This is a genomic window from Aminobacter sp. P4_D5 (assembly GCF_056401815.1).
Map to the genome: position 1 here is coordinate 18,319 of NZ_JBFUIP010000015.1, position 19,247 is coordinate 37,565.

23 protein-coding genes are annotated in these 19,247 nt (G+C 61.7%); 7 read left to right on the plus strand and 16 right to left on the minus strand.

Annotated elements, in window-relative coordinates; genetic code table 11:
* On the plus strand, positions 1 to 900 hold the full coding sequence (gene ubiV, locus AC1DWF_RS05785) for a ubiquinone anaerobic biosynthesis protein UbiV (protein ID WP_476788075.1): 900 nt from the start codon (positions 1 to 3) through the stop codon (positions 898 to 900).
* A gap of 22 nt (positions 901 to 922) precedes the next feature.
* On the opposite strand, the gene AC1DWF_RS05790 is transcribed toward ubiV, so the two are convergent.
* Positions 923 to 1,204: a DUF2249 domain-containing protein gene (locus tag AC1DWF_RS05790; protein ID WP_476783733.1), complete on the minus strand. Its 282-nt coding sequence runs from the start codon at positions 1,202 to 1,204 to the stop codon at positions 923 to 925.
* Positions 1,205 to 1,415: 211 nt separating this feature from the next.
* Between AC1DWF_RS05790 and hemN the strand changes: the two genes are divergently transcribed.
* Positions 1,416 to 2,768, plus strand: a complete 1,353-nt coding sequence (gene hemN / locus AC1DWF_RS05795) for an oxygen-independent coproporphyrinogen III oxidase (RefSeq protein WP_476783734.1) — start codon at positions 1,416 to 1,418, stop codon at positions 2,766 to 2,768.
* Between the two features lie 73 nt (positions 2,769 to 2,841).
* Here hemN and AC1DWF_RS05800 read toward each other — a convergent pair whose 3' ends face one another.
* The 6 genes from AC1DWF_RS05800 to AC1DWF_RS05825 all read right to left on the minus strand — a co-directional run bounded on the left by AC1DWF_RS05800 (position 2,842) and on the right by AC1DWF_RS05825 (position 8,461).
* Positions 2,842 to 4,743, minus strand: coding sequence for a nitric oxide reductase activation protein NorD (locus tag AC1DWF_RS05800; RefSeq protein ID WP_476788076.1), 1,902 nt, complete (start codon positions 4,741 to 4,743; stop codon positions 2,842 to 2,844).
* Between the two features lie 12 nt (positions 4,744 to 4,755).
* Positions 4,756 to 5,568: an AAA family ATPase gene (locus AC1DWF_RS05805; protein WP_476783736.1), complete on the minus strand. Its 813-nt coding sequence runs from the start codon at positions 5,566 to 5,568 to the stop codon at positions 4,756 to 4,758.
* A 75-nt stretch (positions 5,569 to 5,643) separates the two neighbouring features.
* Complete coding sequence (locus AC1DWF_RS05810) at positions 5,644 to 6,990, minus strand: cbb3-type cytochrome c oxidase subunit I (protein WP_476804282.1); 1,347 nt, start codon at positions 6,988 to 6,990, stop codon at positions 5,644 to 5,646.
* A gap of 18 nt (positions 6,991 to 7,008) precedes the next feature.
* Positions 7,009 to 7,461, minus strand: coding sequence for a c-type cytochrome (locus tag AC1DWF_RS05815; protein WP_476783738.1), 453 nt, complete (start codon positions 7,459 to 7,461; stop codon positions 7,009 to 7,011).
* Positions 7,462 to 7,622: 161 nt separating this feature from the next.
* Complete coding sequence (locus tag AC1DWF_RS05820) at positions 7,623 to 7,901, minus strand: cytochrome C oxidase subunit IV family protein (protein ID WP_476783739.1); 279 nt, start codon at positions 7,899 to 7,901, stop codon at positions 7,623 to 7,625.
* A 5-nt stretch (positions 7,902 to 7,906) separates the two neighbouring features.
* Positions 7,907 to 8,461 (minus strand): cytochrome c oxidase subunit 3, encoded by a 555-nt coding sequence (locus AC1DWF_RS05825; protein ID WP_476783740.1) that lies wholly within the window; start codon positions 8,459 to 8,461, stop codon positions 7,907 to 7,909.
* Positions 8,462 to 8,573: 112 nt separating this feature from the next.
* Here AC1DWF_RS05825 and AC1DWF_RS05830 point away from each other — a divergent pair, with 112 nt between their 5' ends.
* The 4 genes from AC1DWF_RS05830 to AC1DWF_RS05845 all read left to right on the plus strand — a co-directional run bounded on the left by AC1DWF_RS05830 (position 8,574) and on the right by AC1DWF_RS05845 (position 11,480).
* Positions 8,574 to 8,729 (plus strand): hypothetical protein, encoded by a 156-nt coding sequence (locus tag AC1DWF_RS05830; protein WP_476783741.1) that lies wholly within the window; start codon positions 8,574 to 8,576, stop codon positions 8,727 to 8,729.
* Between the two features lie 20 nt (positions 8,730 to 8,749).
* The gene (locus AC1DWF_RS05835) at positions 8,750 to 9,199 is read left to right on the plus strand and encodes a hemerythrin domain-containing protein (protein WP_476841507.1); all 450 of its coding nucleotides are present in this window, start codon (positions 8,750 to 8,752) and stop codon (positions 9,197 to 9,199) included.
* Between the two features lie 207 nt (positions 9,200 to 9,406).
* Entirely contained in the window at positions 9,407 to 10,525 is a 1,119-nt protein-coding gene (nirK, locus tag AC1DWF_RS05840; protein WP_476783367.1) for a copper-containing nitrite reductase, read from the plus strand.
* Positions 10,526 to 10,601: 76 nt separating this feature from the next.
* Positions 10,602 to 11,480 carry an SUMF1/EgtB/PvdO family nonheme iron enzyme gene (locus AC1DWF_RS05845; protein ID WP_476783366.1) on the plus strand — a complete coding sequence of 293 codons (879 nt, stop codon included), beginning with the start codon at positions 10,602 to 10,604 and terminating at the stop codon, positions 11,478 to 11,480.
* 105 nt (positions 11,481 to 11,585) lie between these two features.
* On the opposite strand, the gene AC1DWF_RS05850 is transcribed toward AC1DWF_RS05845, so the two are convergent.
* The gene (locus tag AC1DWF_RS05850; protein WP_476783365.1) at positions 11,586 to 12,791 is read right to left on the minus strand and encodes an NnrS family protein; all 1,206 of its coding nucleotides are present in this window, start codon (positions 12,789 to 12,791) and stop codon (positions 11,586 to 11,588) included.
* Between the two features lie 88 nt (positions 12,792 to 12,879).
* Positions 12,880 to 13,323 carry a pseudoazurin gene (locus AC1DWF_RS05855; RefSeq protein WP_476841508.1) on the minus strand — a complete coding sequence of 148 codons (444 nt, stop codon included), beginning with the start codon at positions 13,321 to 13,323 and terminating at the stop codon, positions 12,880 to 12,882.
* A gap of 147 nt (positions 13,324 to 13,470) precedes the next feature.
* Between AC1DWF_RS05855 and AC1DWF_RS05860 the strand changes: the two genes are divergently transcribed.
* Positions 13,471 to 14,175, plus strand: a complete 705-nt coding sequence (locus tag AC1DWF_RS05860) for a Crp/Fnr family transcriptional regulator (RefSeq protein ID WP_476783363.1) — start codon at positions 13,471 to 13,473, stop codon at positions 14,173 to 14,175.
* 12 nt (positions 14,176 to 14,187) lie between these two features.
* Here AC1DWF_RS05860 and AC1DWF_RS05865 read toward each other — a convergent pair whose 3' ends face one another.
* The 7 genes from AC1DWF_RS05865 to napE all read right to left on the minus strand — a co-directional run bounded on the left by AC1DWF_RS05865 (position 14,188) and on the right by napE (position 19,127).
* Complete coding sequence (locus tag AC1DWF_RS05865; protein WP_476783362.1) at positions 14,188 to 14,388, minus strand: DUF1858 domain-containing protein; 201 nt, start codon at positions 14,386 to 14,388, stop codon at positions 14,188 to 14,190.
* 85 nt (positions 14,389 to 14,473) lie between these two features.
* On the minus strand, positions 14,474 to 15,190 hold the full coding sequence (locus AC1DWF_RS05870; protein ID WP_476783361.1) for a cytochrome c3 family protein: 717 nt from the start codon (positions 15,188 to 15,190) through the stop codon (positions 14,474 to 14,476).
* A gap of 4 nt (positions 15,191 to 15,194) precedes the next feature.
* Positions 15,195 to 15,665: a nitrate reductase cytochrome c-type subunit gene (locus AC1DWF_RS05875; protein ID WP_476783360.1), complete on the minus strand. Its 471-nt coding sequence runs from the start codon at positions 15,663 to 15,665 to the stop codon at positions 15,195 to 15,197.
* 2 nt (positions 15,666 to 15,667) lie between these two features.
* Positions 15,668 to 18,172 carry a periplasmic nitrate reductase subunit alpha gene (gene napA, locus AC1DWF_RS05880; RefSeq protein ID WP_476783359.1) on the minus strand — a complete coding sequence of 835 codons (2,505 nt, stop codon included), beginning with the start codon at positions 18,170 to 18,172 and terminating at the stop codon, positions 15,668 to 15,670.
* Complete coding sequence (locus AC1DWF_RS05885) at positions 18,169 to 18,435, minus strand: chaperone NapD (protein WP_476788079.1); 267 nt, start codon at positions 18,433 to 18,435, stop codon at positions 18,169 to 18,171. The genes napA and AC1DWF_RS05885 overlap by 4 nt, the downstream gene beginning before the upstream one ends.
* Positions 18,428 to 18,997, minus strand: coding sequence for a ferredoxin-type protein NapF (gene napF, locus AC1DWF_RS05890; protein WP_476788080.1), 570 nt, complete (start codon positions 18,995 to 18,997; stop codon positions 18,428 to 18,430). Before napF ends, AC1DWF_RS05885 begins: the two co-directional genes overlap by 8 nt.
* On the minus strand, positions 18,936 to 19,127 hold the full coding sequence (napE, locus tag AC1DWF_RS05895) for a periplasmic nitrate reductase, NapE protein (protein ID WP_476783357.1): 192 nt from the start codon (positions 19,125 to 19,127) through the stop codon (positions 18,936 to 18,938). The genes napF and napE overlap by 62 nt, the downstream gene beginning before the upstream one ends.
* Positions 19,128 to 19,247: the final 120 nt, after the last annotated feature.

Consider the following 19,247-nt stretch of genomic DNA (forward strand, 5'->3'; position numbering starts at 1 on the left):
ATGTGGCCGACAAAGCTGACCCTGGGTCCCGTATTCTTCCATTGGCCAGCCGAACGGCTCGCCGACTTCTACCGGCGCATCGCCGACGAGGCGCCGATAGACCGCGTCCATGTCGGTGAGGTCGTGTGCGGCAAGCGCCTGCCGTTCTCCGACCCGGTCTGGCCAGATGTCATCGAGCGCCTTGAGCGAGGCGGCAAGGAGGTGGTGCTGTCGACGCTTGCCGCACCTGCCAATGTACGTGAATGCAAGGTGGTCCGCGAACTCTGCCATGACACGCGCATGGTCGAGATCAACGACATAACCGCCATGCCGAGCCGGCGGGGTCAGCCCTTCGTCGCCGGCCCGTTCATCAACGTCTACAATGAAGGCACGGCACGCTTCCTCATCGCGCAAGGCGCGCAAACGATTTGTCCGCCGGTGGAGCTGTCGCTTGCGAATGTGGGAGCCATCGCTCGCGCCTGCCCCGAGGCGGAGTTCGAGATGTTTGCGTTTGGTCGCCTGCCGCTCGCCCTATCAGGGCGCTGCTACCATGCGCGGCTTCATGGTCTGCACAAGGATTCATGCCAGTTCACTTGCGAGAAGGACCCGGACGGCCTTGCGGTGGATACCACCGACGATCAGGCCTTCCTGGCGATCAATGGCGTGCAGACCCTGTCCAATCAGGTTCAAGCGGCCTGCCCCAGCCCCGCCGAACTCGCTGCGCAACAGATACGACGCTTGAGGCTATCCCCCCAGAGCTGCGACATGGTGATGGTGGCGAACATGTATCGCGACTTGCTCGATGGCAAGGAGGATGCCGAGTGCACCCGCTTCCTGCTTTCCTGCCTCGAACTGCCGGGCAGAATGGTCGACGGATATTTCCGTGGCTATGCTGGGTGCCAGCCGGCCGCCTTGCGTTGAAGGCGACCGGCTGGCGAAGCGGTCAATGCTCGCCGCCACAGGAGCCGCAGCAGGTGACGTCCTTGCGGCCGACCTGGACGCGCCAGACTTCAGGGCCCTGCTCCAAATAATCCCATGAAAGCTGGCCGGGGAACGACATCTCCAACTGGTAGTGCAGCGGACGCGGATCGTGGTCGCTGACGACGACGAAGGCGTCGCCGGGAGCGAGCGCCTCGGCCGTCGCGAATATTCGGGGATGACGCTCAATTGGCGCGATCGTCCGCACGTCGATGAGGGGTATCGTTGCCGTTTCCGCTATTGCCATGTCCTGGTGGTCCTCTGGYCGTGAAAAAAGAATGCCGGGAGAAACGGCCGCTATCCTCCCGCGCGGCGGACCCTAAGGCCCCAGCCGTCCGGCGAGGTTGTCGAAACGCAAACAAATCGGGGAATCGAACGCAGCTTGGCATTTCGCAAAGAGCATGGCCGGGCATGGCACTAGAACCGGCGCAAACCATTGCGACAGAACTGGAAGAGCCATGCCCGCATCCATCCTGCAGAAATACGGCGAGGCCCGGCTGCCTCGCTATACGAGCTATCCCACCGCGCCGAGTTTCGCGCGGTCGATCGGCGCGGGAGCCTATGGCGACTGGCTGCAGCAACTGCCCAAGAGTGATCCCGTCTCGCTCTACCTTCACATCCCGTTTTGCCGGTCGATGTGCTGGTACTGCGGTTGCCACACCACGATCACAAGGCAGGACCGGCCGATCCTCGACTATCTCAGCGTTCTGCGCGACGAAATCCGTATGGTCGCCGAGCGCATTCCGCACCGGCTGAAGGTTGGCGAAGTCCATTTCGGCGGCGGCACCCCGACCATCATCTCGCCGGCCGAATTCCTGGCGCTGACAGCACTGCTGCGCGAACACTACGACTTCTCCGACACGACCGGCATCGCCGTCGAGATCGACCCGCGCGGGCTGACAGCGGAGATGGCCCAGACCCTAGGTGCCGCAGGCGTCAGCAGGGCCAGCCTCGGCGTCCAGAGCTTCGATCCGGTGGTGCAAAAGGCGATCAATCGCATCCAGAGCGAGAAGCAGACGGCGCAAGCGACCGACAGCCTTCGCCGCGCCGGCGTTGCCGGCATCAATTTCGACCTGATCTACGGCCTGCCGCACCAGACGGTGCAGTCCTGTATCGACACGGCAAATGCCGCGATCGCCATGCTGCCCGACCGCTTTGCGGTGTTCGGATATGCGCATATCCCCTCGTTCAAGAAACACCAGCGGATGATCGACGAAAACGCCCTGCCCGATGGTCAGGCGCGCAACGAGCAGGCTGAGGCGATCAGTGAAACGCTGGTCGCAGCCGGCTACAGGCAAATCGGCCTCGATCATTTCGCGCTGCCCGGTGACGATCTCGTTCAGGTGCAAGACGCAGGCAAGTTGAGGCGGAATTTCCAAGGCTACACCACCGACAATTGCGAAACGCTGATCGGTTTCGGTGCATCGGCAATAGGCCGGATGAACGACGGTTATGTTCAAAACGAGGTGGCACCTGGGCTCTATGCCCAGCATATCGCGTCAGGGCAGCTTGCAACCGCCAAGGGCTATCGCCTGACGGCGGAGGATCGCCTGCGGGCCGAGATCATCGAGCGCCTGATGTGCGATTTCGCTGTCGATCTTCCGACAATCTGCAGCGCCCATGGCTTTGATCCGGCTCAGCTGCTCGCTGGCAACGACAGACTGGCGGCCCTCCAGGGGGACGGCGTGTTCAATGTGAAGGACGGTGTGATCCGCGTCGGCCAGGACCATCGTTTCGTCATCAGGGCGGTCGCGGCGGCCTTCGACGCCTATCTCGACCAATCAAACCGCACGCACAGCAAGGCGGCGTGAGCCGCGCAAACACCGAAAGCAAAAAGGCCCGGCTCTGGCGCGCCGGGCCTTTCGCTATCGCGACCTTGTCCCCCTATCCTGCAAGGCTGCGATAAATGGCGGGAAGTGCTGCAGGCAGCCGGTTGATGTTGCCGACCAGCGCATAGCCGTTCTGGCCGAATAGCGCCGGAACGTAGGATTTTGCCTCGCGGTCCACCGTCACGCCGAAGACGCCGAGCCCCATGCGGCGCGCCTCGATCACGGCACGGCGACTGTCTTCAAGCGCGAACCGTCCCTCATAATGGTCGATGTCGTTGGGCTTGCCGTCAGTCAGCACCAGAAGCAGCTTCTTGCGATTGGGCTGCTTGCCGAGTTCGGCGGCCGCATGCCTGATGGCCGCGCCGATCCGCGTGTAATAGCCCGGCTTCAACGCGGCGATGCGAGACTCCACCACCGAACTCATCGGTTCGTCGAAAGCCTTGACCTCCTCGATGCGCACCCAGTCGCGCCGCCTCGACGTGAAGGTCAGGATCGAGTGATTATCGCCGCAGGCGGAAAGCCCGTTGGCCAGGACCAGCAGAGCCTCCATCTCGACATCCAGCACCCGGCGATTGTCGAACCAGGCATCGGTCGACAACGACACGTCGACAAGGATGGTGACGGCGAGGTCGTGCACCTGCGGCCGGCTCATCAGATGGATGCGGTCGCTGCCCTGCCCACCCGCAGCCAGGTCGGTGCGGGCGCGCACGACAGCATCGAGATCGAGATCGGCGCCGTCGAGCTGCGCCCGCAGGATCTCGTTGCGCGGGCGCAGCACCTCGAACTGGCGGCGTACCCGGCGAATGAGGCGCCTGGTCTCGATATCTGGCTCGCCAGCGTCCCCGAGCGCCGAGGCCGGCGCGGCCAGCACCCGGCAGTGGTTGGGAAGATAGGTGCCCGAGCGGAAATCCCACTCCGGATAGGTCCGCTCCGCAGTCAGCGGCGTCCGGTCCAGTGCTTCGGGCGGCAGGTCGAGGTCGAAGCGAAAGCGCGTAGCCGGTCGGCCCTTGCGCTCTCCCAAAGTCATGTCGTCGAGGTCTTCCGCAGCCTTGGCGTCCTGGTCGTCGCTGTCGTCGGATGGACGGTCGACATTGACCATCTCGGCCATGGCGAGGATCTTTTCGAAGCGATTGAGGATGAAGGGGCTCCGCTCGTCCTTGCGTGGATCTTGGTTCTCCCGGACGGCTACCTGACGCTCGGTTTCAACACCCTCGGCCTCGCGGCCGCCGGCAATCGGCTCGTCTTCGCCACGGCGCGGTGCCGTCTCGACGCGCAGCAACGCATCGGGCCAGAGCGGAACGGGCAGCATGGGCAAATATCCCGCCGGTGCGCGATGGGGGAAGATGACCGGCAGCGCATCGTCGGGCTGTTCCGCGCCCTTCCGCAAAAGGCTCGATATCCGGCCCTCGACCTGAAGTTCAACCGATGGCAGAGGGCCACGCTGGCGCGCTTCGAGCGTCGCCGCCGCAAGACGTCGGTAGCGCCGTTCGAACCCGGGAAAGCTTTTGAGCACGCGGGCTACCATCTCTTCGGCACGCGCCAGCATGGCCAGATCACGTTGCAGCGGATCGGCGTCCGTCACAGGCTCAAGTGACATCGTCGCCATATAGGCGACCAGCCAGACGTAGAGATCACGGTTGAGATCCCTGTCGGGAAAAAGGTCGATCACCCCGGGCAGTATCAGCGACGACATATCGCGCCCGGGATGGGCCAGCTTTTCTTCGCCGAGCCCCATGCGCTGGCGCCATCCAAGCCGGTGGCCGGAGGCCTTTCCGCGTGCGGTGGCGATTTGCACCGCGCCTTCGCCGCCAAATCCGCGAAAACAAACCGCCAGCACCGGCTGCACATCGGCGAGCCGCACCGCCTGTTCGGGGTGGCGGGGCCAGGTTTGTACATTGCCGATGAGACGATGCCAGGCGCGCCCGACCGTCTCCTCCAGTTCAAGGAAGTCCAGCATGACAGGCGCGCCTCAGCGGATCAGGGAATCGGACAGTTCGAGCAATGCCGCCTTGACATCTGGCTCGTCGGTCAGCGGTTCGATCATTGCGGCGAGGACTGCTTCGCGCACCGGCACGCCGGCGTCGATGAGGCTGGCGCAATAGACGAGCAGCCGGGTCGACGCGCCCTCTTCGAGATCGTGGCCCTTGAGCGCGCGAATGCGTCGGGCGAGTTCGACCAGCGGCGCCACTTGCCCTTCGGCCAGGCCGCTTTCGGCCGAGACCACGGCGATTTCCTCGGCCTTGGGCAGGAAGTCGAATTCAATGGCGATGAAACGCTGGCGCGTGCTCGGCTTCAGGCTCTTCAGCAGGTTCTGATAGCCAGGGTTGTAGGACACGACGAGCATGAAGGCGGACGGCGCCAGCAACTGCTCGCCGGTGCGTTCCAGTGGCAGGATGCGACGGTCGTCGGTCAGCGGATGCAACACGACGGCAACGTCCTTACGGGCCTCGACGATCTCGTCGAGATAGCAGATGCCGCCCTCGCGCACGGAGCGGGTGAGTGGCCCGTCGACCCAGACTGTATCGCCGCCCATCAAGAGGTAACGCCCGGTGAGATCGGCCGCCGCCAGGTCGTCATGGCAAGACACGGTCGAAAGCGGCAGGCCGAGCTTGGCTGCCATATGGCTGACGAAGCGGGTCTTGCCGCATCCCGTCGGCCCCTTGAGAAGCAGCGGCAGGCGGCGCGCCCAGGCGCGCTCGAACAGGCTGCATTCATTGCCCGAGGGGCTGTAATAGGCGGGGCTGTCGGCAACAGGGCGGACGTTGGGCAGGGCGATGGTCATATGGGATCTCCATGGGAGGCAAGCTTAGGTGCGGGACGCATGGCCCCGGACAGATCCGGGGCCATGCGGCTGGCGTTACTCGGCGGGTTGGACGACGCGGGCCAGCTTCTCGCTGCGCTCGCGGCCTGGGACGAGCACGGCCCACATGAACATCAGCGCGGAGATGACCACGACGACGCCGGAACCGAGACGGATCCAGTAAAACAGTGCCAGTTGGTCCTGCACGTCCATGAAGCTTTCGCCCAGAACGCGCTGGAGATGCACCTGGACAACACCGGCGAAGGTGAGCGCGAACGTCATCACCGACATGGCAGTGACCATCATCCAGAAGCTGACCATGTTCAGCCACTGCTTATAGGGCGCGCGACCGAGCATCTCGGGAATGGCATAGGCCATCATGGCGAGGTTGAGCATCACATAGGCACCAAAGAAAGCGAGATGCCCGTGGGCTGCGGTCAACTGCGTGCCGTGGGTGTAGTAGTTCACCGAAGACAGCGTGTGCAGGAAGCCCCAGACGCCACCGCCGAAGAACGCCATCACCGAGCAGCCGATGGACCACAGCAGCGCGGCCTTGTTGGGATGGTTGCGTCCGGCCTTCCAGGTCATGTGGAAGGTGAACAGCACCATCGCAAAGAAAGGGGCGACTTCCAGCGTCGAAAACAGCGAACCGATCCACTGCCAATAGGCAGGCGCGCCGATCCAGTAGTAGTGGTGTCCGGTGCCGAGAATGCCGGAAAATAGCGCCAGGCCAACGATGATGTAGAGCCATTTCTCCACGACCTCGCGGTCGACGCCATTGAGCTTGATCATCAGGAACGCCAGCACCGACGCCATGATCAGCTCCCACACGCCCTCGACCCAGAGATGGATGACATACCACCAGTACAGCTTGTCGAGTGCGAGGTTGGAGGGGTTGTAGAAGGAGAAAAGGAAGAAGATCGCCAACATCCATAGGCCGAAGAGCAGGATGTTGGTGATCGTCGTCTTGCGGCCCTTGAGCGACGTCATGGTGATGTTGAACAGGAACATCAGCACCACGACTACAATACCGACCTTGATGATGAAGGGCTGCTCGAGAAACTCGCGGCCCTCATGGATGCGGAACAGGTAGCCGACTACGGCGATACCGGCAGCGACGAAGAACATCCAGAACTGGATGGTCGCCAGTTTCGGGCTGTACAGCTCGGTCTCCGCCTCCTCGGGCAGCAGGTAATAGGTCGCTCCCATGAAGCCCATGAGCAACCAGACGATCAGCGCATTGGTGTGGATCATCCGGACGATGTTGAACGGCAGCAGTTCGGAAAGCGTGTTGGGAAGCACGTAGATCATGCCGGCGACCACGCCGAAGGCGACCTGCGCCAGGAACAGGACAAGCGCGCCGTAGAAGTAGGTCATTGCGACCTTTTGGGATTGGTATTTCATGTCTGTCTCCTTGGCGCCTCAGCCTGCCTCGTTCGGCGGCCACTTCTGGGTGTCGATGCGGCTCGTCCATTCGAGGAAGTCTGCGAGATCGTTCAACTCCCCCTCGGTGAGATGGAACTGCGGCATCTGGCGGCGGCCCTCGATTCCCGAGGGCTGTGCTGCCATCCACGCCTTGAGCGTTTCGCGTGCGCCTTCTGGGTCGCTTTCGCCGCCATAGCGCTTCCAAACGTTGCCGAGTTCAGGCGCGAAATAGGCGCCCTCGCCCAGGATCGTGTGGCAGTTGACGCAGGAATTCTTCTCCCAGACATGCTTGCCGCGCGCGACTGAGTCCGTCAGCGTCTTCTCGTCAGTGGAGGTGGTGCGAATATAATAATGGCTGTGGGCCGTCAGCCCGACGAAGATTGCAAAGAAGAAGATCGAACCGCCGTAAAAGACGTTTCGAGCCCCCGTTTTTGTGAGGCGTTCTGCCATCACGTGATCCTTTCCAGACTGCGATCGCGCAAGCGGATCGGCCCATTCGTTTTCCCTCCCGACGGGCAGTTCCCGGCGGTCTCCGGCTGACCCGGATCGGAACCTTCTATGAGTTTGGGAAAGGCGTTCTTTGCGTTTTGGCAAACAAACGCGCCTGGGGCTCAGCCGGCAGCCAATGCGACGGCGATGGTCTTTGCCGCGGCTCCAGACATAAGGACCAGGCACCAGGCAAGCAGCGCGCGCCGCATCACGGTTTGGCTGCGTCCGCGCAAACCCATGAAATCCATCACGACGAAGCGGGCCTTGACCATGGCAAGGCCGAGAACAAACGTGATTGCCGTCGTCGCCCCTGCGAATCTCACGATCAGAACGCTCATGCCGGTGAGAGCGAGGAGGATGAGCAAGGATCTGGAAAGCCGATGTTCGGGGCTGTCTGTCATGCGATTCACGCCAGGTAGACCAGTGGGAACATGACGATCCAGATCAGATCGAAGACATGCCACAGCGTGGTGATGAGCACGACGTTGGAGCGCTCCATCCTCCAGCTGACGAGCAGCAGCAGCAATGCACCAAAGACAACGTGCATCAGGTGGAAGCCGGTGAGGATGAAGTAGAGCTCGAAGAACACGCCATAGGCTTGATCTCCGGCATGGCCGATCTCGGCGCTGTATTCGAACAGCTTGATGGCAACAAACAGCAAGCCGAAAACTGCCGCCCCAATGAGTGCGGCCCTCGCCTGTCGGCGCGTCGCGTCAGGCCGAGCCGCGCGCGCTGCCAACCAGCCGCTAGTGAGAAGAACAGCCGTATTCAACGCCGCGAGCGGCGCGTTCAGATGCAGGCGCGCCGAGGCGAACTGATCCGCCTGCACCACACCGGCCACCATGAATGCGACGAGCAGAATGCCGAACGCGGCAAGCTCGCTCCACACCAGTATCCAGAGCAAAAAGTCGCCGGCATCCGGATCGTCTCCGGCCCGCGTCGTTGATACGGCCACATCCATGCGGCTTCATATTCATGCGCCCGGCCTGCTTCTTTGCGATTGCGCAAGGTGGCGTACACGAAAATCTGCAGGATCGCGCCGTCAACAGCACCAGCTTTCGGGAACCCGCGCCATGACCAATGCCCAGTTCGGACTTTCCGTCGCCACGCCCATCATCGTCGGCTTCGCGCTGCTTCTCTACAGGATGGGCGTTCTCCAGCGCGCCGGGGCGGCATCAGCCGTACTGGCGTCAGTCGCCATCGCTGTTGTTCTTTTCTTCAACCAGTAGAAGTGCCAGAGCCAGCTGCGATGATCGAACCTACCCCCACGGCTGGTTTTGTCGAGCTGACCAGACTCTATCGCGCAACGCTGGAGATCTGCGACAGTCTCGAAGAGATCGCGGATTCTCTTCCTCACCCCGACAGGAAACGCTGCAGGCAGATTGCTGCCACGCTCAAGCCGGCCATCGAAGCTGCAAACAGCATGGAAGAAAAAGTCCTCTTCCCCGCTGCCCTCAATCGCCTGCCGGCTGAGGACATTGAGGCGACAATCAACCGGCTCCGCGAAGAACATGTACAGGATGGCGCCGCGGCCGACGAAATCGTCCGCATCCTCGTCACCTTGTCGCGCGGCGGCGGACGACGTTCCTGGGATGMCATAGGCTACATGTTGCGAGCCTATTTTGTGGCTGTTCGCCGCCATGTGGCATGCGAGCAGAGTTTGCTCGCTTCGCTGCGTGCCACCGCCAATCCCCTCTGAAACGGCAATCAAGCGAGACGATGCTTCGTCCGACTTGGCGAAGCATCCGAGCGTCCGGTTTCGGCAACATAAAAACGTATCGCAAGAATATTCAAAAAAATATCGCACCGCAGCATTTGTTTGCGCTGGATCAAAGACTGGTTTTCGTGAGCCACCTATTCTACCGATCGTAGTAACAGGCAACGTCACGCACTAAGGAGATTTGAAATGTTGACGCGACGCGAAGCACTCTTGGGTACAGCCACTGGTGCGGCTGCCGCAGCAATCTTGGGCTCTATGGCCGCAGCTCCAGCTTTAGCTGAGGTGAGCGCAGCCGATATCGCCACGCTGCCCCGGGTCAAGGTTGACCTTGTCGCGCCGCCCTTCGCACACGCCCATGACCAGATCGCCAAGGGCGGCCCGAAGGTGGTTGAATTCAAGATGACCATCAAGGAGCAGCCGATGGTGATCGACGGCGAAGGTACGACGCTCAGGGCCATGACTTATGAAGGCTCGATGCCCGGCCCATTGATGATCGTGCACGAAGGCGACTATGTCGAACTGACGCTCGTAAATCCCGAAACCAACGAGATGCCACATAATATCGACTTCCACGCGTCAACGGGCGCGCTCGGTGGTGGGGCACTGACCAACGTCAATCCCGGCGAGCAGGTTGTGCTGCGCTGGAAGGCGACCCGCACCGGCACTTTCGTCTATCACTGCGCACCTAGCGGAATGATCCCCTGGCACGTGGTATCGGGCATGAACGGTGCGGTCATGGTGCTGCCGCGCGACGGCTTGAAGGACGAGGCTGGCAAGCCCCTGAAATACGACCGGATCTTCTACATCGGCGAGCATGACCTTTACATACCGCGCGATGAGAATGGAAAGTACAAGAAGTACGATTCACTTGGCGACAGCTACGATGAAACGCTCAAGGTCATGCGTGGCTTGATCCCGACGCATGTCGTGTTCAACGGTAAGGTCGGTGCGCTGACCGGCGACAATGCGCTGAAGGCCAAGGTTGGTGAGACGGTTCTGTTCATCCATGCTCAGGCGAACCGGGACACCCGGCCCCACCTGATCGGCGGCCATGGCGACCATGTCTGGGAGCTGGGCAAGTTCGTCAACCCACCAGCCAAGGACCTCGAAACCTGGTTCATTCGCGGCGGATCGGCGGGAGCGGCGCTCTACACCTTCCTCCAGCCAGGGGTCTACGCCTACGTCAACCACAACCTCATCGAGGCGGCCGAGCTTGGCGCAACCGCGCATGTGATGGTCGAAGGTGAGTGGAACGACGACCTGATGAAGCAGGTTCAGGCCCCCGGCCCGATTCCGACCAACTGACGGCGGACCTTAACGCTGCTTCTTACGGCCCGCCGGTATCTCCTGCGGGCCGTTTTCTTTGCAAAGGACCAAACCCATGAAGTTCGGCGGTATTCTCGTGACCACTGCCATCGCTGTCCCAGCCATCGCGCTGGCGGTCTTTTCCCAGACAAGCGGGCCCGGCAGGCCCCCTGCTCTTTCCGGGCTGGCATCGCCGGCGACTGTCACCATAAACGCCGGCACCTTGGCCTATCGGCTTCCAGGCGAATTTCTCAAGGCCGAACGACCGGTCGATGCGCCAGCGGAGGACGTGCGCTTCCGCCGTCCGTTCGAGATCATGGCCTACCAGGTCAGCACCAGCGACTATGCGCTGTGTGTTGCCGACGGCGCCTGCGAGGCAGCCGAAGGCGCGAGCGGCGAACAAGGCAAGCTTCCTGCGACCGGTGTGAGTTTCCGCGACGCGATGGCCTATGCGCAATGGCTGTCGGATCGCACCGGCGAAACATGGCGGCTGCCCACCGACGAAGAATGGGCGTTCGCGGCCGCCGAACGGTTTGCCGATGACACGCTGGGGGTCGAAGACAGCAACAACCCCGCCGCACGCTGGCTCGCGCGCTATCGAAGCGAGGCCGAGTCCGCCAAGGGACGCGATCCCGAGCCCAAGCCCCATGGCCATTTCGGGGCGAATTCGAAGGGCGTCTATGATCTGGCCGGCAACGTCTGGGAATGGACCTCGACCTGCTATCGTCGCGCTTCCGTGAACCACCAAGGCAACGTCGACAGCAGCACCGACAATTGCGGCGTAAGGGTCACCGGCGGCCAGCACCGCGGCTACATGTCATTCTTCATTCGTGATGGCAAAAGCGGCGGCTGTGCCGCAGGCATGGCACCCGACAATCTCGGCATCCGGCTGGTGAAGGAGCGCCCGTCGCTGTTTGCGGCACTCAAGGCATTCTGGCGCAACGCTGTCGGCTAAGGCCGCCGTCGCACATCAGCGAACCAATCAAGCAAGAGGCCCAGATCTCCTTCAGGAAATCTGGGCCTTTTTTATGTCGCGGTGGCTTGCGAGGCAGGTTCGAGATCAGCTGGGTGCGGCGTTGGGCTGGCGCGCGCGCAGTTTCGGACGCACCAGCATACCGCCATAGAGCAATGCATAGCCGAGAAATGCCACGGTCCATGCCGCTGCCGATCCATGCAGGAGTGCCGGCGCGCCCGGAAGAAAAGCCGCGACTATACGCAACAGCGCCGAAACGACGATCGCTGCGAAGACCAGGCAAGAGCCGGCACCGGCATGCAATTCGCGTCCGGTATGCCCCAGCGTTGCCCGCGCCATCACTGCAAGCGTCATTACCCCGATCGCTCCYACGCCGAATGCGTGAAGAGCAGCTGCCGGCGGAACTGCCTCGGGCAGCAGGGCAGCCAGACCGGCCAAGGCTAGCCCCAGCGCCACAAAGGCGTAGGCAATGTGCAGGATCAGTACCAGCGGGTCGCGCAGCGTACGGTCGCCCGCCCAGCGCGCGAGCCGAACGGTGTTGAGAAGGGCAGCCCCCAGCAGCATCGCACCTGTAACAGACCGCTCCGGGAAGCAGGCCCAGGCGACAAGCGACAAGCTGGAGAGAGCGATCGTCACCCCATCGAAACGGTTGAACGGAACGGGCAACCGGCCCGGATTCGCGCGTGCAAGCCAGTTGCGGGTGAAGCTCGGGATGATGCGCCCGCCGATGATCATGATGAGCACGATGCCCGCCCCGATGCCAAGCCTGCGGCTGACATCAGATGCGCCCTGATAGTGCGCCTCGACATGGAAGGCGACATTGGCGGCGAAGAGCACGACCAGCGGCGCAAGAACCTTGAGGTTCCGCCAGTTGCGCCCGGCGATGATTTCGATCGCTGCGGCAACGGCAACCGCCAGCAGGAACGCACTGTCGATCATGGCTGCCGCAAGCCAGCCGATGTCGGCCGAAAAGAACACGGCCAAGCGTCCAGCCAACCAGAGAAGAACCAGTGCGAGCAGCGGCAGCCCCTGGACGGGCAGCCTGCCTGTCCAGTTGGGGATGGCGGTCAGCAGAAATCCGGTGACGATCGCGGCGAGATAGCCAAAGAGCATCTCATGGATATGCCAATCGACTGGCGCCAGCGCGCTCGCGGTTTCGAGCCGGCCGTAAAGCATGGGTAGCCAAAACAGGATGGTGATGCCGGCATAAATCGAGCCGAGCAGGAAAAATGGACGGAAACTATAGGAGAGCACAGCGGGATAGTTGCCCGGCCGAACGCGCGGAATAGCCATGACATCGCTTTCAACGGGAAAAGGCCGGGTAGAGCTGGTGCTCCACCCGGCTGATTTAGAGATGAATTGAGCAGCCTCGCACCGGCACTCAGCTGCCAGCGGGAACCTGAGCCAGAAGTGCCTCGAACGTCTTCTTGGCCTTGCCGAGCTGCTTGACGGCCTTGGCCTGCTCGAGGTTGGTCGGCTTGCCGACCACGATCAGCGCGACCATGCCCATGCCGTAGTGCGGCGTGCACTTGACGCCGTAGACGCCTTCCTTGTCGAGGGTGACGGAAATCTTCTCATTCATCTTGCCCTTGAACGGCGTCGCCCCCTCCGGGATCATGTCCTTGATGCTTTCGGCGTCGTGGGACTTGTCGGTCGGCACGAAGGTTATGGTATCGCCGGGTGCAGCGACGACGTAATCGGGCTGGAACACCATGGAGCCCTTCTCGCCCTTGTTGAGCATCTGGATTTCGATCTCGGYGGCCTGAACGGTGCCGGCCAGCAACACGGCTGCGAATGCGGCTGCAGTAGCAATGGCGTATTTCATGATCTTTTCTTTCCTTTCACGACGGCTCCAGCCGTTGGGCCCTTGCCTAAGGCGCCTTTGCCGAGGACACTTTGATCCAGCGCAAACCCAAGCGAGATGATCTGTGGTTTCGGAGAACAGCATTGGGCATTCGCAGGAGTAACTGAAATGAGCCGTCTCGACCGCTCGCTAATCGCCGGCTTGCCCGTCTTCCAGGGCATGGCCCCGGAGGACCTCGACCGTCTCCTCCAGCAGGCACGATCGCTGCGCATCGCCAAGGATCAGACGGTCTTCGAGCAGGAAGGAGAGGCACACTCTTTCTTCCTGCTGCTCGACGGCCATGCCCGCGTCGTCAAGACCACTCCGGACGGCCAACAGGTTATCGTGCGCTACATCAGCCCCGGTGAACTGATGGGCATAGCCCATGCACTGGGGCGCACCACCTATCCCGCCAGTGCCGTCGCTGCCGTGGACTGCGTCGTGCTCGCCTGGCCCGGGCATCTGTGGCCGGAGCTGGCGGAGTCTTTTCCAAGCTTCGGCACCAGCACCTACAAGACCGTTGGCGCCAGGCTCCAGGAGACCCAGGCCCGCGTCGTCGAAATGGCGACCGAACAGGTCGAGCAGCGTGTCGCTCACGCGCTGCTGCGGCTGGTCAAGCAGACCGGAAAGAAGACTGACGAGGGCATCCTGATCGACTTCCCGATTTCACGTCAGGACATCGCGGAGATGACGGGGACGACCCTCCACACAGTCAGCCGACTGCTCACGGCATGGGAAGAGAAGGGCTTAGTCAAAAGCGGACGTCAGAAGGTAACGGTGGTCGAGCCGCACCGCCTGTTCGTTCTGGCCGAGGGACGTGCCGACAAGAGCTGACGCTCCCAGCCCTTATTTCATCGCTGTCATCAGGTCGCGAAGCAACACGTCCTCGTCCAAGCGGTGTTCCCTCGCCGCATCCGAAACGGTATGGAACGACGCGATCGGGCAACCGATGCAAATAAGACCATGCCCGAGCATCACCCTTATGGTTCCCGGCCATTGGCGCATGATCGCGTCCATTGTCATGTCGTCATTGAAACGTGGCTTCATCGTCGTTGTCCGCTTCTGAAGCCGCCATGATGGGCGCATCTGGCAGCGCGGTCATTGCGCGCCGACAAACAGAACAGCGATATCTTCAGTCCAGCGCCATGACATCAAGCGGAATGCCCGCATGCTGCGACCTGACATAGCGATCGAGTTGATCGACGGCCGAGGATTGCGGCAGCTGGTTGCCCTGCAGTTCCGGCGGAACCTGCCAGCCAGGGGCTATGCCCTTCATGTTGGGCAGCTCGTGAGCGATGCCCTTGTGGCAGTCGATGCAGGTCGCTTTTCCCGAAAGCAGATAGCGCGTATGGATATCGGCGGCGCGTTGGGTCTGGCGCGTCAAATCCATGGCGACTGACGAGTGGCAGTTGCGGCATTCGAGGCTGTCATTGGCTTTCAGCCGCGCCCATTCGTGCTGAGCGAGTTCCAGACGCTTGTCCAGGAATTTGCGCCTTGTGTCGATCGTCCCGAAAATCTTGCCCCAGACCTCCTTCGAGGCCTGCATCTTGCGGGCGATCTTGTCGGTCCATTGATGCGGGACGTGACAATCCGGGCAGGACGCACGCACGCCCGAACGGTTGGCGAAGTGGATCGTATGGGTCAGCTCCTGATAGACGTTGTCGCGCATCTCGTGGCACGAAGTGCAGAATTTTTCCGTGTTGGTGACTTCAAGCGCAGTGTTGAACGCGCCCCAGAACATCACTCCGCCAACAAAGCCGCCGAGCGTCAGGAAGCCCAGACTCAATGTACCTGCCGGCGTGCTTACGATGCGCCACGCCCACAGCAGCCAGTCCTTCAATCGTTGCATGGGCCTACTCGCTGCCGGCGGGCTTGAAGCCCAGTTCGCTCATATCCTTGAAGCGGTTCTCGACGAGCGGTCGAACATCCGCCTGCGGCACATGGCACTCGGTGCAGAAATACCGCCGTGGCGATACGTCGGCCAGCATCTGGCCCTCCCGATTCATGTAGTGGGTGACACTGATCATCGGCGCGCCCGAGCTCTGGGTGAATTCCCGCTTGTGGCAGGACAGGCAGCGGTTGGCGTTGACCGAGAGCTGATAGCCTTCGATCGAATGCGGGATGACCGGCGGCTGTTCGGGATAGGCACGCATCTGCCTTCTGTCGTCGGTCACCCATTTGGGAACCGGCGCCGCTGGGACCGACTCCATGGGGGTCGGCGGCCCCGTAAGTTCGGGAGACCTGTTGGCGGCCATCTGGGCTACGGCTGCAGTTCCCGCGCAAAACAGCGTGACAAAAACAAGCGCGGGGACGGTGCGGCGCATATTTATGCGACGGGAACGATCTTGACTGCGCATTTCTTGAAATCCGTCTGCTTGGAGATGGGATCAGTTGCGTCGAGCGTTACCTTGTTGATGAGCTGGCTGGCATCAAACCATGGAACGAAGATCACGCCGCTCGGCATCCTGTTGCGCCCGCGCGTTTCGATACGCGAACGGATCTCGCCACGGCGCGAGATCACGCGCACCTCGGCCCCCTGGTTGATGCCACGTTTGCGGGCGTCGTCCGCATTCATGAAGCAGCGCGCACCGGGGAAGGCCCGGTAAAGTTCCGGCACGCGCAGCGTCATCGAACCGGAGTGCCAGTGTTCAAGCACGCGCCCGGTGACCAGCCAGATGTCGAACTCGTCATCAGGCGATTCCGCCGGCGGTTCGTAGGGCACCGCAAGGATCACCGCCTTGCCGTCGGGCCGGCCATAGAACTTAACCCCCTCGCCCGGCTTCACATATGGATCAAAACCCTCGCGGTAGCGCCACAGCGTTTCCTTGCCGTCGACAACGGGCCAGCGCAGGCCACGCACCTCATGATAGGCATCGTAGGGCGCAAGGTCGTGGCCATGACCCCGGCCAAATGTGGCGTATTCCTCGAACAGCCCCTTCTGGAGGTAGAAGCCAAACTCCTTTGCCTCGTTGTTTTCATAGTCAGGGTTGATCTCGCTGCGCGGGAACTTGTCGACATTGCCATTGCGAAACAGCACATCGTGCAGCGTCTTGCCGCGATAGGTCGGGTTGGCGTCGAGCATCTCCTTCGGCCAGACCTCCTCGGTAGTGAAGTATTTCGAAAACTCCGCCAGCTGCCACAGATCCGATTTGGCATCGCCCGGTGCTTGCACCAGTTGATGCCAGACGTGGGTACGGCGCTCGGCATTGCCATAAGCACCTTCCTTTTCAACCCACATCGCCGCCGGCAAGATGACATCCGCCGACATCGTGGTGACGGTCGGATAGGCGTCGGACACGACAATGAAATTGTCCGGGTTCCGATAGCCTGGATATGTCTCGTTGCTGCTGTTGGGGGCTGCCTGGACGTTGTTGTTGACCTGCACCCAATAGAAATTGAGCTTTCCGTCCTTGAGCATGCGGTCCTGCTCGACGGCATGGAAACCTGGTTTGTCGGGCAGAAGGCCTGCCGGCAGCTTCCAGATCTCTTCGGCATGCTTGCGATGCTCGGGATTGGTCACCACCATGTCGGCGGGCAGCCGGTGGGCGAAGGTGCCGACCTCGCGCGCCGTCCCGCATGCTGAAGGTTGTCCGGTCAGCGAGAACGGGCTGTTGCCGGGTTCGGAGATTTTCCCGGTTAGCAGATGGATGTTGTAGACCATCTGGTTGGCCCAGACTCCGCGGACATGCTGGTTGAAGCCCATGGTCCAAAGCGACATCACCTTACGCTTGGGATCGGCGTAGAGTTCTGCCAGTTCTTCGAGAAAGCCCTTTTCCACGCCGCTGAGTTCAGCAACCTTTTCCAGCGTGTATTCCGAAACCAGCGTCTTGAATGCCTCGAAGTCGATCGGCTCCATCTTCGCGGCATTCGCCGCGCCCTTGGCCGAGACTTCGCGCGGATCCTCCGGCCTCAGGCCGTAACCGATATCGGTTTCGCCACGCATGAACACGGTGTGGTTCTTGACGAAGTCCTCGTTGACCCGCCCCGTCGTGATGATGTGGTTGGCGATGTAATTGAGGATGGCGAGATCGGTTCCCGGCTTGAAGACGACAGGGATATCGGCAAGGTCCATGCTGCGGTGCGTAAACGTCGACAGCACCGCGACCTTGACGTGCTCGTGTCCCAATCGCCGGTCGGCAAGGCGCGTCCACAGGATCGGATGCATCTCGGCCATGTTCGAGCCCCACAACACAAAGGCGTCGGCATTCTCGAAATCGTCATAGCAGCCCATCGGCTCGTCCATGCCGAAAGTGCGCATGAAGGCATAAGCGGCTGATGCCATGCAGTGGCGGGCATTTGGATCGAGATTGTTGGAGCGAAAACCAGCACGCATGAGCTTGGTGGCGGCATAGCCTTCGAAGATCGTCCACTGGCCTGACCCAAACATGCCGACCGCGGTTGGGCCCTTGTCTTTCAGCACCTTTTTGAGCCGATCGGACATCAGGCCGAACGCCTCGTCCCATGAAACCGGCTCGAACTCGCCATCCTTGTCGTAGACGCCGTTGCGCTTGCGCATCAGCGGCGTGGTCAACCGGTCGGCGCCATACATGATCTTGGAAAGGAAATAGCCTTTCACGCAGTTCAGGCCGCGATTGACTTCGGCTTGCGTGTCGCCGTGCGTGGCGACCACCTGGCCATCCTTGACGCCAACCATCACGCCGCAACCAGTGCCGCAGAAGCGGCACGGCGCCTTCGACCACTTGATCTCGAGTGCAGTTACCCCACCAGGGATCGGCTGAGCGGAGGCAGGCAGGGCGATGCCAGCGGTCGCTGCTGCGATCGCCGTAGCCTGCGCCTTGAGCAACTCGCGCCGGTTCAGTTCAGCTGTCATGGCTCAGTGCCCTCCAGTTCCTCGATATGCTCGAAAACCATGTTTGCAGCGATCACGCCCGCAAGGCCGCCGATCGTCGTCAGCAGCCCGCCGAGTTCGCCTGCGCTTGCTCCTTCGATGACGACGACGATACGATTGCCGTCATGCGCCCGGATCTCTGGGCCATCCAAACGCGCGATCATCGCCAGCACCTCCTCCATGCGCCCAGGCATGACGGTGACGACAGCGCTTGAAATGTGGTGATATCGACGTGGGTCAGGCATGGGCTGGCTCCGCAGTCTGCCGCGCGATCATGATCGCCTGTGCTGGACATGGCGCAATGCACGCGCCGCAACCTGTGCAGGCACTTTCCGTCAGTTCTGGAAAAAACGGCCCGCCAATGCGCGGCCGGAACATGATCGCCGCTTGCGGACAGGCGTCCCGGCAAGTCATGCAGGAGACCCCGTTGAGTGCCAGGCAGTCGTCGGAAATTGCCACGACATGTGAAAAGGCCACCGGCGTAGCGCCCCCGAAAACTGGTTCGGGGCAGACCGTCGCGCAGTCTCCGCAAAGCAGGCATTCACCGGCCATGAAGTCCAGCGACGGCTTGGCCGCGACCATGACAATGATGGCTGTCGGGCAGGCTTCGACACAGGCACCGCAACCGGTGCATGAGGCTAGTCCGCCGTCCATCACCCCCGGCGGCACAATTCTTGGCACCGGCTGTTCGTTGCCGCCTGTCAGAAATGTCCTGCGGCTGATGGAGGCCGGCTTTGCCACGGGCTCAACCTCCGGGAGGTCCGGGCGGCCCGAATATGATCTGCCACATCCAGACAGCGAAGCCATAGCCGCCGACCACGCCAACCGCGACGATGGGCCAGATCCCGAAAGCAAGAACAAGGAATGCAAGGAGTTCTTTTCGGCGCGTGGAAACCGGCGATTTCACCGCAGCGGGGCCTGCCTGGTCCTGGGTCATGATCACCTCATGTGCCTTGGACGTGAATGGAACGATCAATCTCGTTCATTCTKTCAACAGGTTACCGAAATAGGCGGTCTTTGCAAATCTTCTTTGACACCAGGCAAGAATTTCACATCT

Bases quoted from the DNA above. Each gene is read 5' to 3' on its own strand.
- nirK (WP_476783367.1), top strand. From the start codon at position 9,407: ATGTTGACGCGACGCGAAGCACTCTTGGGTACAGCCACTGGTGCGGCT.
- AC1DWF_RS05845 (WP_476783366.1), top strand. From the start codon at position 10,602: ATGAAGTTCGGCGGTATTCTCGTGACCACTGCCATCGCTGTCCCAGCC.
- AC1DWF_RS05805 (WP_476783736.1), bottom strand. From the start codon at position 5,568: ATGACCATCGCCCTGCCCAACGTCCGCCCTGTTGCCGACAGCCCCGCC.
- AC1DWF_RS05860 (WP_476783363.1), top strand. From the start codon at position 13,471: ATGAGCCGTCTCGACCGCTCGCTAATCGCCGGCTTGCCCGTCTTCCAG.
- AC1DWF_RS05810 (WP_476804282.1), bottom strand. From the start codon at position 6,990: ATGAAATACCAATCCCAAAAGGTCGCAATGACCTACTTCTACGGCGCG.
- AC1DWF_RS05830 (WP_476783741.1), top strand. From the start codon at position 8,574: ATGACCAATGCCCAGTTCGGACTTTCCGTCGCCACGCCCATCATCGTC.
- AC1DWF_RS05815 (WP_476783738.1), bottom strand. From the start codon at position 7,461: ATGGCAGAACGCCTCACAAAAACGGGGGCTCGAAACGTCTTTTACGGC.
- AC1DWF_RS05885 (WP_476788079.1), bottom strand. From the start codon at position 18,435: ATGCCTGACCCACGTCGATATCACCACATTTCAAGCGCTGTCGTCACC.
- AC1DWF_RS05865 (WP_476783362.1), bottom strand. From the start codon at position 14,388: ATGAAGCCACGTTTCAATGACGACATGACAATGGACGCGATCATGCGC.
- AC1DWF_RS05825 (WP_476783740.1), bottom strand. From the start codon at position 8,461: ATGGATGTGGCCGTATCAACGACGCGGGCCGGAGACGATCCGGATGCC.
- napE (WP_476783357.1), bottom strand. From the start codon at position 19,127: ATGACCCAGGACCAGGCAGGCCCCGCTGCGGTGAAATCGCCGGTTTCC.
- AC1DWF_RS05790 (WP_476783733.1), bottom strand. From the start codon at position 1,204: ATGGCAATAGCGGAAACGGCAACGATACCCCTCATCGACGTGCGGACG.
- AC1DWF_RS05800 (WP_476788076.1), bottom strand. From the start codon at position 4,743: ATGCTGGACTTCCTTGAACTGGAGGAGACGGTCGGGCGCGCCTGGCAT.
- ubiV (WP_476788075.1), top strand. From the start codon at position 1: ATGTGGCCGACAAAGCTGACCCTGGGTCCCGTATTCTTCCATTGGCCA.
- napA (WP_476783359.1), bottom strand. From the start codon at position 18,172: ATGACAGCTGAACTGAACCGGCGCGAGTTGCTCAAGGCGCAGGCTACG.
- AC1DWF_RS05870 (WP_476783361.1), bottom strand. From the start codon at position 15,190: ATGCAACGATTGAAGGACTGGCTGCTGTGGGCGTGGCGCATCGTAAGC.
- napF (WP_476788080.1), bottom strand. From the start codon at position 18,997: ATGGCTTCGCTGTCTGGATGTGGCAGATCATATTCGGGCCGCCCGGAC.
- AC1DWF_RS05875 (WP_476783360.1), bottom strand. From the start codon at position 15,665: ATGCGCCGCACCGTCCCCGCGCTTGTTTTTGTCACGCTGTTTTGCGCG.
- AC1DWF_RS05820 (WP_476783739.1), bottom strand. From the start codon at position 7,901: ATGACAGACAGCCCCGAACATCGGCTTTCCAGATCCTTGCTCATCCTC.
- hemN (WP_476783734.1), top strand. From the start codon at position 1,416: ATGCCCGCATCCATCCTGCAGAAATACGGCGAGGCCCGGCTGCCTCGC.